Origin of the sequence: Bacillus cereus group sp. BceL062, from assembly GCF_051780025.1 — a bacterium.
Lineage (GTDB): Bacteria > Bacillota > Bacilli > Bacillales > Bacillaceae_G > Bacillus_A > Bacillus_A toyonensis.
Genome location: NZ_JBPWGY010000009.1, coordinates 71,153 through 84,064, shown reverse-complemented (window position 1 = coordinate 84,064; position 12,912 = coordinate 71,153). Strand labels below are relative to the sequence as shown.

Genomic DNA, 12,912 nt, shown 5'->3' with positions numbered 1-12,912 from the left:
AACCTTACATAAGTTATTATATCATACGCGCGCCGTTTTACAAATGTAAATATCTGTATTACATCTTTTGGCGATCACGGAACACGCGTGCAATTTCACGTTTCGCTTCTTTCTCTTTTAAATCATGACGTTTATCATATTGTTTCTTACCTTTTGCTAAACCAAGTGCCATCTTTGCAAATCCATTTTTCAAATAGATTCTAAGTGGAACTAATGCGTAACCTGTTTCTTTTGCAGCTCCCGCTAGTTTATCAATTTCTTTTTTATGAAGAAGTAATTTTCTCGTGCGAAGCGGATCATGGTTGAAACGATTCCCTTGCTCGTACGTATTAATATGCATATTATGAACCCATACTTCACCATTATGTATACGTGCAAACGCATCTTTCAAGTTCACGCGACCAGCGCGAATCGACTTAATTTCCGTTCCTTGAAGGACAAGCCCTGCTTCGTATGTTTCTTCGATGAAATAATCATGAAATGCTTTTTTATTTTGTGCAATAACCTTACCTGTACCTTTTGGCATATAACGTCCCTCCTCTATTTTTACTATTGTAACAAATGTAAACAAAAAGCGAAAGTAGCTCGCTCAGAATCTTTGGACATTGGAACTCCCGACAGAGAAGCGTTTTTTGCTTCGTTCGAGGGAGTGAAATGACCAATAAAAAGAAAAACGGCCCCGCTTTTCATCAAAGCGAAGCCACTCTTTTCTTACTTACGCTTTTTCTTTTTCTTCTTGAATCCTGGTACGTTTTCAAAGAATCCTTTTTTCTTCTTGCCATTACCATCTTTTTTCCCTGGCTGACTAGCGGACGTGGATGCTGATGCTGATCCTCTTCCTGTGCTTTTACCTTTGCCACCACGGTCAAATTTTCTACCTGTACCGCGTTCGCCACCGCGCTCATTACTGCGCTCGCTACGTCCACCCCGTTTCTTTCTGCCTGTTCTTGGCTGTTCGATAACGACTGGACGATCTTTGAACTTACGGCGAGGTGTACCTTTCATGCCAACGATTTCAAAGTCAATTGCGCGCTCGTCTTTGTTTACGTTAATAACACGAATTGTAATTTCGTCACCGATGCGGAATACGTTACCTGTACGTTCTCCGATCATTGCGAAATGCTTCTCGTCGTAACGGTAGTAATCATCCGTTAAGTAACTAACATGTACAAGACCTTCAATTGTATTTGGAAGCTCTACGAATAAACCGAAGTTTGTTACAGAGCTAATCATACCGTCATACTCTTCACCGATCTTATCGACCATATACTCTGCTTTTTTCATTTCGTCTGTTTCACGCTCTGCTTCAACAGCACGACGTTCCATATTAGAAGAGTGCTCTGCAATCTCTGGTAAGTTTTCACGCCATTTCGCTTGTGTTTCACTGTCGACTTTACCGTTAATGACGTATTCACGAATCAATCTATGAACGATCGTATCTGGATAACGACGAATCGGCGATGTGAAATGCGTGTAGAACTCAGTTGATAAGCCGAAATGTCCTAAGCTTTCCGAATCGTAACGTGCTTGCTTCATAGAACGAAGCATAACCGTTGAAATTACTACTTCTTCAGGCTGTCCTTGAACCATTTCAAGAATTTGTTGCAATGCACGAGGATGTACTTCATTCGCACGTCCTTTTACCGCATATCCGAAGTTCGTTACAAACTCGAAGAATCGCTCTAACTTATCTTCTTTCGGATCTTCATGGACACGGTACATGAATGGTACGTTCATCCAGTGGAAGTGTTCTGCTACTGTTTCGTTCGCAACAAGCATAAATTCTTCAATTAACTTTTCTGATACAGAACGATCACGCATTACAACATCAGTCGGTTTTCCTTCTTCATCTACTAATACTTTTGCTTCTTTAAAGTCAAAGTCGATTGCACCACGGCGCATACGCTTTTCACGTAAAATTTGTGCCAATTGGCCCATCTCTTTAAACATTGGTACTAACGGTTCATAGCGCTTGATTAACTCTTCGTCCTCATCTTCTAAAATGCTTCTTACGTCAGCATATGTCATACGCTCTGTCGTTTTAATCACACTTTGGAAAATCTCGTGTTTGACAACATCACCTAAGTTGTTGATTTCCATTTCACAAGACAGTGTCAGACGGTCTACTTTCGGATTTAATGAACAAATACCGTTAGATAGACGATGTGGAATCATTGGAATTACACGATCAACAAGATATACACTCGTCGCTCTTTCCGCTGCTTCAACATCAATTGGAGAACCTTCTTCAACGTAATGACTTACATCCGCAATATGAACACCAAGCTTGTAATTACCGTTCTCAAGCTTCGTTACTGTAACAGCATCATCTAAGTCCTTCGCGTCTGCACCATCAATCGTTACAATCATTTGGTCACGTAAATCACGGCGATCTTTCAAGTCTTCTTCTGAAATCGTTTCTGGTACACTGTTTGCATGCTCCATCACTTCCTCAGGAAATGCTAAAGGTAAATGATGTTTATGGATGACCGATAAAATATCTACTCCTGGATCATTTTTATGACCTAAAATTTGAATAACTTCACCTTCCGCACTTAAACGATTCTCTGGATAGCTCGTAATTTTAACAACTACTTTATGGCCTTCTACAGCACCCATGGATGCGCTTTTCAAGATGAAAATATCACTTGTCCAACGCTTATTGTCAGGTATAACAAACCCAAAGTTTTTCGATTCTGTATATGTACCAACTAGTTCTTTCGTTCCACGTTCTAAAATGCGTACAATTGAACCTTCTTGACGTGAACCACTTGATTGTGAACTTAGGCGTGCTAATACTGTATCACCGTGAAGTGCACCGTTTAATTCTGTAGGAGGAATGAAAAGATCATCATCTCCCGTTTTCTTCTCTTCTGGCACAACGAAAGCAAAGCCACGCGCATGTCCAATTAACTTACCACGCACTAAATTCATCTTTTCAGGAAGACCATAACGATTGCTACGTGTACGAATAACAAGTCCCTTCTCTTCCATCATTACAAGTGCCTTTACAAAATCTTTAAAGCCCTCAGAACCTTCAATTCCAAATGCCTCTTCTAACTCTTGTATCGTTAACGGTTTATACGCTTCTTCTCTCATAAATAATAACAACTTATCAATATTTTCTTGTATGATTTCTTCCAAGCAAAAATACCTCCTTTAAACCCTTATATTATTTAGTGTATCCGAAAGATGGGGGATGTATAAAGCGAAAATTTAATACTCCCCTAATGATTTTTTTACAGTTTCCATAAAAATTTCCTTATGAAAAAAAGAGGCAACTAGATCTTACCAATCTAGTTGCTCCAAGAAGTTATATACATCCTCATGTAGCTCGTCACGTTGCTTATCAAGTGTAATGACATGCGTAGAGTCTTCATACCATTTAATGTCCTTTAACGTTGATTCTACACCGTTATAAATAATGTTAGCACTATCCGTATTAATCATTTCATCATGACGCGCTTGTACAACAAACGTCGGTGCATAAATCATATCAACATTATTACGTACATCAGCAATTAGCTCTTGTAATGCTTTTAATGTATTCATCGGTGTCTGTTGGAATTCCAACATTTCTTGTTCAATTTGCTCTGGTGATTTTTGCTCACGCTTTTTATATTCGCGAGCATATGCCAATATACCTTGGTACATTGTTTCTTCACTCTTAATATACATCGGTGCACACATTGGTACCACACCTAAAACAGGGATTGTATATGCTAATTTCAGAGAAAATACTCCGCCTAGTGACAAACCAACGACAGCAATTTTCTCAAAGCCTTTATCTTTTAAAAGCTGATATGCCTCCGTTACATCTTGCCACCAATCTGTAGGACCTGTATGAACAAGTTCTTCTGGTGGTACGCCGTGTCCTTTATAAATTGGCGCATGACAAGTATAGCCTTTCTTTTCTAAGAAACGCCCTAACATACGTACATCAGCTGAGTTTCCTGTGAATCCATGTAGTAATAAAACAGCGCGGTCTCCACCCTCAAATGTAAATGGTTTCGGAGATGCTAATTTCATCATGTACTTCTCCTCTTTCTCTTCTGTAATCTAGTCGTATTCTTTCTATATCTTAGTGTACCATATTTATATTTCTATAATCTAATTAGAAACTTTTTTCAAATAACAAAATAAAAAAAGAAGAACCATTAGTACAAACTACTAACGCTTCTTCTTTCAATTCTATAAGTTTAAGTACGTAACAGCAATTGTTAATACAAAGAACAATACAGCTAAAACAATTGTAATACGGTTTAATACCGCTTCAATTCCACGTGCTTTTTGCTTACCAAATAATTGCTCTGCACCGCCGGAAATTGCACCTGAAAGGCCTGAGCTATTACTAGACTGCATAAGTACCATAACAATCATTAAAATCGATACAATAATAAGTAAAACGGATAATAACGTATGCACTTGGCGTACCTCCTACAAAGATTCAGTTATTTTAACTGTAGCATAAATCCTATAGAAAAGCGAGAGCTATAGAGTCGCTCTCGCTTTTCTTCTATTACATAAACATCATTGCAAATAACGGTCCGAGCAAACATGTCAAAATTGCTGTTAATGTCATTGTTACCGATCCAATAACACCTTCATGTTCGTTATTTTTCATTGCTCTCATAACACCCATAATATGAGAAGCACATCCAAATCCGATACCTTTACCAACCGAGTTTGTAACGCGGCTCCATTTTAATAAAATTGGACCTGTAATCGTTCCAGTAATACCTGCGATAACTACGAATGCCGCTGTTAAGGATGGAACACCACCAACTTGTTCAGAAACGCTCATCGCAACCGGCATTGTCACTGATTTTGGTAATGAAGATAAAATTAAGCTTTTATCTGTTCCCATAAGTGAGGCAATAGCAAAATCACTCGCAATCGCAACTGTTGTACCTACTAATACTCCGCCCGCAATCGGTACAACATATTTTTGCAGCACATGACGTTGTTTGTAAAGCGGGATTGCAAATGCTACAACACCTGGTCCAAGTAACTTCGCAATCCAGCCACCACCGCTTTCCATATAATGTTGATATGGTATATCAAGCACAATAAATAAGAAAGCCATTAATCCTGTCGCTACAAGCATTGGAATAGTAAATGGTGTTGGAAATAATTGATAGATTTTTTTAGATAATTGATATAATAGCACCGTAAAAAGAACCCAACCGATTCCGATTAATATTTGACTCATCACGACTCCCTTTCCTTTCTATTCGCAAGATATTGCCCTGTATGTCCTGCGACAATGATAATTAAAAACGTACTCGCTACAACTGTAATGAAAAGAGAAATTCCTTTACTCATAAAAAAAGCACCGTAATTCATTAAGCCAAGCGTTGGCGGAATTAATAAAAACGGCATAATAGCGACGAGTGTTTCCGCTCCTAAATCAAACCATTTCACTGGAAGTACTTTTAGGCTAAGTAAAACAAGTAAAAGAAACATCCCAATCAAGCTTCCTGGAATTGGAATATTCAACATTTCTTGCACCCAAGTTCCAACCATATAAAACACATAAAGAGTAGCAATTTGGACAAGGATCTTTGTAAATTTCATGTTCATCATCCCTCATGTTTATACGATCTTCTGTTAATATCTTTATCATAGTATAAATTGTAAAAAGCTGCAATTTATCAACTTGACAGCAAAAACAGCCTATGTTATACGCTTACAACCTTGATATGACTGCATTTCCAAACAAAAAATACGTCAAAAACATTGACCTAATATAAAAAGTTTTTATTTTCTGAATTTAAAGGACTATTATTTCAATAAAATAATCTTTTTATCCATAAGCTTACATATATATAAAGTAAAACTTTAATCAATGAGGGTTTCCTCATCCCCATTGATTATTAACCCTAACCAAGCGGGTTTGTACGGGATAAACAAGATAGGTGGTGAACATATGCCCAAAAAAGTTCTTATTTTTTGTGATCCTGGGATTGATGATACGATGGCTCTCCTCTTAGCATTCTTTATCAATGAAATAGAAATCGTCGGTATCGTTGCTGATTACGGCAATGTTCCAAAAAAAATGGCCGTAGAAAATGCTCATTTTCTTACAAACGAAGTAAAGGGTAGAAATATCAAAATCTTTGGTGGATCAGAACGTCCAATTACTGGTGCTCCTCCTGCTTTTTTTACAGATGTACACGGGAAACAAGGGCTCGGGCCAATTATTCCAAAGGAGAATGTGACTAACGAAGAAATGGAGAATTTTTTTGAAGTTATTCCTCTTATTGAACAGTATAAAGATGAATTAATTATTGTAAGTTTAGGAAGACTTACCTCCCTAGCAATTTTATTTATCGTATGTAAACAATTAATGGAGCAAATTAAATCTTTCTACGTAATGGGCGGTGCTTTTCTCCATCCTGGTAATGTTACCCCTATTTCCGAAGCAAACTTTTATGGCGATCCTACTGCCGCTAATATAGTCCTTCAATCCGCAGCTAACATGTACATATACCCATTAAACGTCACCCAATACTCCATCATTACACCAGAAATGGCCGAATACATCGAGGCAAAAGGAAAAGCTCCACTTGTCAAACCGTTATTCGATCACTATTACTACGGATATTATAAAGACGCCCTACCACATTTAAAGGGCAGCCCCTTCCATGACACAATGCCAATACTCGCTTTACTTGATAACGCTATGTTTACATATCACAAATCACCTATCGTTGTCATGACAGAATCTTATTCACAGGGGGCAAGCATTGGAGAATTTCGCTCTTTAGGAGAATCTAAGCCATTTATTGATTGGCCGAGTCATCAAATAGCAATTGATTTTGATTATAACCGCTTCTTTAAACATTTCATGTCGCTTATGACGGGTGAGCAATTTTAGCATAAAAAAAACAGACCGTGATTTCTCACGGTCTGTCGTTATTTTCTACAATTATCGTTTGATGTTATAGAAAGATTTTACACCATCGTAAACAGCGATTTCGCCTAATTCGTCTTCGATGCGTAATAATTGGTTGTACTTAGCAATACGGTCAGTACGGCTCATAGAACCAGTTTTGATTTGGCCAGCGTTAGTTGCAACTGCGATGTCAGCGATTGTAGCATCTTCAGTTTCACCAGAACGGTGAGATACAACTGCTGTGTAACCAGCACGTTTAGCCATTTCGATAGCTTCGAAAGTCTCAGTTAAAGTACCGATTTGGTTAACTTTAATTAAGATTGAGTTAGAGATACCTTTTTCGATACCTTCAGCAAGTTTTTGAGTGTTAGTTACGAATAAATCGTCACCAACTAATTGTACTTTATCACCGATACGCTCAGTTAATAATTTGTGACCATCCCAGTCGTTTTCGTCTAAACCATCTTCGATAGAGATGATTGGGAAGTCTTTGCAAAGCTCTTCGTAGAAATCAACCATTTCTGCAGAAGTTAAGCCAGTACGGCCTTCGCCTGCAAGGTCATATTTACCAGTTTCTTTGTTGTAGAACTCAGAAGAAGCAACGTCCATTCCTAAGAATACGTTCTCGCCAGCTTTGTAACCAGCTTTTTCGATAGCTTCGATGATTACTTCTAGAGCTTCACGGTTAGAACCAAGGTTTGGAGCGAATCCACCTTCGTCACCTACTGCAGTATTAAGACCTTTGTCATGTAATACAGCTTTAAGTGCATGGAATACTTCAGCACCCATACGGATTGATTCTTTGAATGTTGGAGCGCCAACTGGTAAGATCATGAACTCTTGGAAGTCTACGTTGTTATCAGCGTGAGAACCACCGTTGATGATGTTCATCATTGGAGTTGGTAATTGTTTTGCATTGAATCCACCAAGGTAACGGTATAATGGAAGACCTACGAAGTCAGCTGCTGCGTGAGCTACTGCCATAGATACACCAAGGATAGCGTTAGCGCCTAGTTTACCTTTGTTTGGAGTGCCATCTAATTCGATCATAGCACGGTCGATACCAGCTTGGTCAGTTACATCGAAACCAGCGATTTCTGGAGCGATAATTTCGTTAACGTTGTTTACTGCGTTAATAACACCTTTACCAAGGTAACGAGATTTGTCACCGTCACGTAATTCTACTGCTTCGTGCTCACCAGTAGATGCACCACTTGGTACGATAGCGCGTCCGAAAGCGCCGCTTTCTGTGTAAACTTCTACTTCTACAGTTGGGTTACCACGAGAGTCAAGGACTTCGCGAGCATAAACATCAATAATTGTTGACATAATAAATTCTCTCCTTTTTATATAAGCAAATTATTTAATAATTGTTTTACCTGTCATTTCTTTCGGTTGTTCCACATTTAAAAGTGTAAGCATTGTTGGGGCGATATCTCCTAAAATACCACCTTCACGAAGCTCTACATCATTTTTTGTAACGATGAAAGGAACCGGGTTAGTTGTATGAGCTGTCATAGGCCCGCCATCAGCAGTTAACTCCTGATCAGCATTACCATGGTCAGCAGTAATAAGTGCTACACCATCTTTTGCAAGAATCGCTTCTACAACTTTTCCTAAACATTCGTCAGTTGCTTCTACTGCTTTAATTGTTGGTTCCATCATCCCAGAATGGCCAACCATATCACAGTTCGCAAAGTTAAGAATGATAACATCATGTTTATCATTTTCGATTTCATTTACTAAAGCGTCCGTTACTTCGTAAATGCTCATTTCAGGTTTCAAATCATACGTTGCAACCTTTGGTGAGTTAATTAAGATACGCTCTTCTCCTGGGAATTCAGCCTCACGACCACCGCTAAAGAAGAATGTAACGTGCGGATACTTTTCAGTTTCCGCGATGCGAAGTTGCTTTAATCCCGCTTGCGCAACAACTTCACCTAAAGTGTTATCAAGGTTCATTGGCTTAAATGCCACGTAACCATCTACAGTTTCACTGAAGTGTGTCATACAAACGAATTCAGGAATGTGAGGTACTTTTTCACCACGATCGAACTCACGGAAGTCTTCGTTTGTAAATACACGAGCAATTTGAATTGCACGGTCTGGACGGAAGTTATAGAAAATAACTGCATCATCATCATTGATTGTTGCAACTGGCGTGTTATCTTCGTTAACAATTACAGACGGCAATACGAATTCATCATAGATACCGTTCGCATAAGAGTCTTCTACACACTCTTCTGCTGATTTATAAGTAGGGCCTTCACCATTCACCATAGCACTGTAACATTTTTCTACGCGATCCCAACGCTTGTCACGGTCCATGGAGTAATAACGACCAGAGATAGTCGCGAATTGTCCTACACCTGTTTCTTTAATTACTTCATTTGTTGCATCGATATAACCTTTTGCTGTTTGTGGTCCAACATCGCGGCCATCTAAGAACGCATGGATATAAACTTTCTCCACGCCTTCTTTTGCTGCTAAGCGAAGAAGAGCAAACATATGGTTCATGTGACTGTGCACACCACCGTCAGAAAGTAAACCGAATAAATGAAGAGCAGTACCTTTTTCTTTCACGCTTTTAATTGCATTTTGGAATGTTTCGTTCTGATCGAACTCACCTTCACGAATTGCAACGTTTACGCGTGTTAAGCTTTGGTATACGATGCGGCCAGCACCGATATTTAAGTGACCAACCTCAGAGTTACCCATTTGACCTTCTGGAAGACCTACTTCCTCACCACAAGCTGTAAGCGTTGTATGAGGGAATTTGTTCCAGTAACCATCAAAATTAGGTTTCTTAGCTTGTGCTACAGCATTCCCATGAGTTTCTTCACGAAGTCCGAAACCGTCAAGAATGATTAAAGCTGTTGGCTTTCTCATTTTACCGCCCCCAGAAGACCTAAGAACGAAGCAGGCTCTAAGCTAGCACCGCCAACTAAAGCGCCGTCGATGTCAGATTGTGCCATATACTCTTTAATGTTTTCTGGTTTTACGCTACCGCCGTATTGAATACGAACAGCTTCTGCAGCTTCTGGAGAAACAGCTTCTGCAACAACTTTACGGATGTGCGCACATACTTCGTTTGCATCTGCAGAAGAAGATGATTTACCTGTACCGATAGCCCAGATTGGCTCATAAGCGATAACAGTTGCTTTAACTTGCTCTTCTGTTAAACCTGCAAGTGCTTTTGTCACTTGACCTGCTACTAGATCAAATGTTTTTCCGCTTTCGCGCTCTTCTAAAGTCTCACCACAACATACGATTGGTGTTAAACCATGTTCAAATGCTGCAAGAGTCTTTTTGTTTACTGATTCGTCTGTTTCAGCAAACATTTCACGACGCTCAGAGTGGCCAAGTACTACGTAGCCTACTTTTAAGTCGCTAAGTGCTACTGGGCTAATTTCGCCAGTGAATGCACCATTTTTTTCGAAGTGCATGTTTTGTGCACCTACTTGTAAGTCCGTTCCTTCAGTTGCCGCTACTAAGCGCTCTAAGAATAGAGCTGGAGAGCAAACTACTGCATCAACAGCTGAAGCTGCTGGGATTTGACCTTTAACTTCCTCTACGAAGCTAACTGCTTCAGATAGAGTTTTATTCATTTTCCAGTTACCTGCGATAATTGGTTTACGCATGCTTTGCACCGTCCTTTTTCTTTGGCTGCTACTTATTTGTCGTTAAGACAAACTACACCTGGAAGCTCTTTACCTTCCATGAATTCTAATGACGCACCGCCGCCAGTAGAAATGTGGCTCATTTTATCAGCCATACCGAATTTTTCAACAGCTGCTGCAGAGTCACCACCGCCGATAACAGAGTATGTATCTTCTGCATCTGCTAAAGCTTGTCCTACTGCTTTTGTACCTTCTGCGAATGGAGTCATTTCGAATACACCCATTGGTCCATTCCATACAACAAGCTTAGAGTTTTTAATTACATCTGCATAAATTTCACGTGTTTTAGGACCGATGTCCACGCCTTCCCATGTAGAAGGAATAGAGTCGATACCAACGATTTGAGTTGTTGCAGTTTCAGAGAATTCCTCTGTGATTACAACATCAACTGGCATGTAGAAGTTTACGCCTTTTTCTTTTGCAAGTTGCATAAATTCTTTAGCTAGTTCGATCTTGTCGTCTTCACATAGAGATAGACCAATTTCATGACCTAAAGCTTTAACGAATGTGTAAGCAAGTCCGCCACCGATGATTAAGTTATCTACTTTGTCTAATAGATGACGAATTACACCGATTTTATCTTTTACTTTCGCACCACCAATGATAGCTGTGAATGGACGTTCTGGGTTAGAAAGTGCTTTACCAAGTACATCTAACTCTTTTTCCATTAATAAACCAGATACTGCTGGTAGGTAGTCTGCGATTCCTGCTGTAGAAGCGTGAGCACGGTGAGCTGCACCGAATGCATCGTTTACGAAGATGTCAGCAAGAGCTGCAAATTCTTTCGCAAGTTCTGCATCGTTCTTTTCTTCGCCCGCATAGAAACGTACGTTTTCAAGAACTAATACGTCGCCTTCGTTCATTGCTGCAACCATTTCTTGTGCAACTGGTCCGAATGCTTCGTCTGCTTTTTTAACATCTTTACCAAGAAGCTCGCCTAAACGTGCTGCTACTGGAGTAAGACGTAATTCTTCTACTGCTTGACCTTTTGGACGGCCTAAGTGGCTTGCTAAAATAACTTTCGCACCTTGCTCTACTAAATATTGAATTGTAGGAAGAGCTGCACGGATACGAGTTTCATCTGTAATTTTGCCTTCTTTCATAGGTACGTTGAAATCAACGCGGCAAAATACACGCTTACCTTTTAAATCTACGTCACGAATTGATTTTTTGTTCATTGGATTTCCCTCCGACTACTAGTTAGGATTGACAAAACCCATTCAAAAGCTTAACACATTTGCTTCTAAAACGAAAGAAGAGAGAGAGGGAACAAACCCTCTCCCTCGTTTTGTCATTGATTGCTTATATACTTAAGAATTAAAGACCTTTAGAAGTCATGTATGCAGCTAGGTCTACTACGCGGTTAGAGTAACCAGTTTCGTTATCGTACCAAGAAAGTACTTTAACCATGTTACCTTCCATTACCATTGTAGATAATGCATCGATTGTAGAAGAAGCTGTACATCCGTTATAGTCGATAGATACTAATGGCTCTTCGCTGTATCCAAGGATACCTTTTAATTCGCCTTCAGCTGCTGCTTTGAATGCTGCGTTTACATCTTCAACTGTTACTTCTTTGTCAAGTTCAACAACTAAGTCAACAAGAGAAACGTTAGCAGTTGGAACACGTACAGCGCCACCGTTTAATTTACCTTTAAGTTCTGGTAATACTAATGCTACAGCTTTAGCAGCACCAGTAGATGTTGGGATCATGTTTTCAGCTGCTGCACGAGCACGACGTAAATCTTTGTGTGGTAAGTCTAAGATTTGTTGGTCGTTAGTGTAAGAGTGAATTGTTGTCATCATTCCGCGTTTTACGCCGAATTTTTCGTTTAATACTTTAGCGAATGGAGCTAGACAGTTTGTAGTACAAGAAGCGTTAGATACTACATTGTGGTTAGCTGCATCGTATTGTTCGTGGTTAACACCCATAACTACAGTGATATCTTCGTCAGAAGCTGGAGCTGAGATGATAACTTTCTTAACTGATCCACCTAAGTGTTTCTCAGCGTCTGATTTTTTAGTGAAACGGCCAGTAGATTCTACTACTACTTCTACTCCGTAGTCGCTCCATGGTAATTGAGCTGGGTCACGCTCAGCGATAACTTTAATTTCTTTACCGTTAACAACGATGCTGTTTTCGTTAGCAGATACTTCTGCATTTAAAGTTCCGTGAACTGTGTCATATTTTAAAAGGTGAGCTAATGTTTTAGCATCTGTTAAGTCGTTGATTGCTACTACTTCTACCTCAGAGTTGTTAAGAGCTGCGCGGAATACGTTACGTCCGATACGTCCAAATCCATTAATACCAATTTTAGTCATTTGAATTTCCTC

General features: G+C 39.5%; 12 protein-coding genes. 1 reads left to right on the top strand and 11 read right to left on the bottom strand.

All coding sequences use genetic code 11. From position 1 onward, the window contains the following. Positions 1–58 precede the first annotated feature (58 nt). From smpB to ACS2MN_RS20425, 6 genes are all read right to left on the bottom strand, one after another. Positions 59–526, bottom strand: a complete 468-nt coding sequence (gene smpB / locus ACS2MN_RS20450; RefSeq protein WP_001123917.1) for an SsrA-binding protein — start codon at positions 524–526, stop codon at positions 59–61. Between the two features lie 185 nt (positions 527–711). Further along, complete coding sequence (gene rnr, locus ACS2MN_RS20445; protein ID WP_000391115.1) at positions 712–3,144, bottom strand: ribonuclease R; 2,433 nt, start codon at positions 3,142–3,144, stop codon at positions 712–714. A 144-nt stretch (positions 3,145–3,288) separates the two neighbouring features. Next, positions 3,289–4,029, bottom strand: coding sequence for a carboxylesterase (gene estA / locus ACS2MN_RS20440; RefSeq protein ID WP_000761983.1), 741 nt, complete (start codon positions 4,027–4,029; stop codon positions 3,289–3,291). Positions 4,030–4,191: 162 nt separating this feature from the next. Next, complete coding sequence (secG, locus tag ACS2MN_RS20435) at positions 4,192–4,425, bottom strand: preprotein translocase subunit SecG (protein ID WP_000557263.1); 234 nt, start codon at positions 4,423–4,425, stop codon at positions 4,192–4,194. A 94-nt stretch (positions 4,426–4,519) separates the two neighbouring features. Beyond that, the gene (locus ACS2MN_RS20430) at positions 4,520–5,212 is read right to left on the bottom strand and encodes an LrgB family protein (protein ID WP_000078307.1); all 693 of its coding nucleotides are present in this window, start codon (positions 5,210–5,212) and stop codon (positions 4,520–4,522) included. Beyond that, the gene (locus tag ACS2MN_RS20425) at positions 5,212–5,577 is read right to left on the bottom strand and encodes a CidA/LrgA family holin-like protein (protein ID WP_000673227.1); all 366 of its coding nucleotides are present in this window, start codon (positions 5,575–5,577) and stop codon (positions 5,212–5,214) included. Before ACS2MN_RS20425 ends, ACS2MN_RS20430 begins: the two co-directional genes overlap by 1 nt. A gap of 352 nt (positions 5,578–5,929) precedes the next feature. Here ACS2MN_RS20425 and ACS2MN_RS20420 point away from each other — a divergent pair, with 352 nt between their 5' ends. Further along, on the top strand, positions 5,930–6,880 hold the full coding sequence (locus tag ACS2MN_RS20420) for a nucleoside hydrolase (RefSeq protein ID WP_098954637.1): 951 nt from the start codon (positions 5,930–5,932) through the stop codon (positions 6,878–6,880). Positions 6,881–6,931: 51 nt separating this feature from the next. Here the strand turns inward: ACS2MN_RS20420 and eno are convergent, their stop codons facing one another. From eno to gap, 5 genes are all read right to left on the bottom strand, one after another. Then, positions 6,932–8,227 carry a phosphopyruvate hydratase gene (eno, locus tag ACS2MN_RS20415; RefSeq protein ID WP_000103946.1) on the bottom strand — a complete coding sequence of 432 codons (1,296 nt, stop codon included), beginning with the start codon at positions 8,225–8,227 and terminating at the stop codon, positions 6,932–6,934. Positions 8,228–8,257: 30 nt separating this feature from the next. Further along, positions 8,258–9,787, bottom strand: a complete 1,530-nt coding sequence (gene gpmI / locus ACS2MN_RS20410; RefSeq protein ID WP_001231145.1) for a 2,3-bisphosphoglycerate-independent phosphoglycerate mutase — start codon at positions 9,785–9,787, stop codon at positions 8,258–8,260. Next, a complete protein-coding gene (tpiA, locus tag ACS2MN_RS20405) occupies positions 9,784–10,539 on the bottom strand; it encodes a triose-phosphate isomerase (RefSeq protein ID WP_001231042.1) in 756 nt (251 codons plus the stop codon). The genes gpmI and tpiA overlap by 4 nt, the downstream gene beginning before the upstream one ends. A 32-nt stretch (positions 10,540–10,571) precedes the next feature. Next, positions 10,572–11,756 carry a phosphoglycerate kinase gene (locus ACS2MN_RS20400; RefSeq protein WP_001036333.1) on the bottom strand — a complete coding sequence of 395 codons (1,185 nt, stop codon included), beginning with the start codon at positions 11,754–11,756 and terminating at the stop codon, positions 10,572–10,574. Between the two features lie 139 nt (positions 11,757–11,895). After that, complete coding sequence (gene gap, locus ACS2MN_RS20395; protein WP_000161234.1) at positions 11,896–12,900, bottom strand: type I glyceraldehyde-3-phosphate dehydrogenase; 1,005 nt, start codon at positions 12,898–12,900, stop codon at positions 11,896–11,898. Between the last annotated feature and the right edge of the window lie 12 nt (positions 12,901–12,912).

Coding starts and splice junctions, on each gene's coding strand:
- gap (WP_000161234.1), bottom strand. CDS start 12,900: ATGACTAAAATTGGTATTAATGGATTTGGACGTATCGGACGTAACGTA.
- gpmI (WP_001231145.1), bottom strand. CDS start 9,787: ATGAGAAAGCCAACAGCTTTAATCATTCTTGACGGTTTCGGACTTCGT.
- estA (WP_000761983.1), bottom strand. CDS start 4,029: ATGAAATTAGCATCTCCGAAACCATTTACATTTGAGGGTGGAGACCGC.
- eno (WP_000103946.1), bottom strand. CDS start 8,227: ATGTCAACAATTATTGATGTTTATGCTCGCGAAGTCCTTGACTCTCGT.
- ACS2MN_RS20420 (WP_098954637.1), top strand. CDS start 5,930: ATGCCCAAAAAAGTTCTTATTTTTTGTGATCCTGGGATTGATGATACG.
- ACS2MN_RS20400 (WP_001036333.1), bottom strand. CDS start 11,756: ATGAACAAAAAATCAATTCGTGACGTAGATTTAAAAGGTAAGCGTGTA.
- tpiA (WP_001231042.1), bottom strand. CDS start 10,539: ATGCGTAAACCAATTATCGCAGGTAACTGGAAAATGAATAAAACTCTA.
- ACS2MN_RS20425 (WP_000673227.1), bottom strand. CDS start 5,577: ATGAAATTTACAAAGATCCTTGTCCAAATTGCTACTCTTTATGTGTTT.
- ACS2MN_RS20430 (WP_000078307.1), bottom strand. CDS start 5,212: ATGAGTCAAATATTAATCGGAATCGGTTGGGTTCTTTTTACGGTGCTA.
- smpB (WP_001123917.1), bottom strand. CDS start 526: ATGCCAAAAGGTACAGGTAAGGTTATTGCACAAAATAAAAAAGCATTT.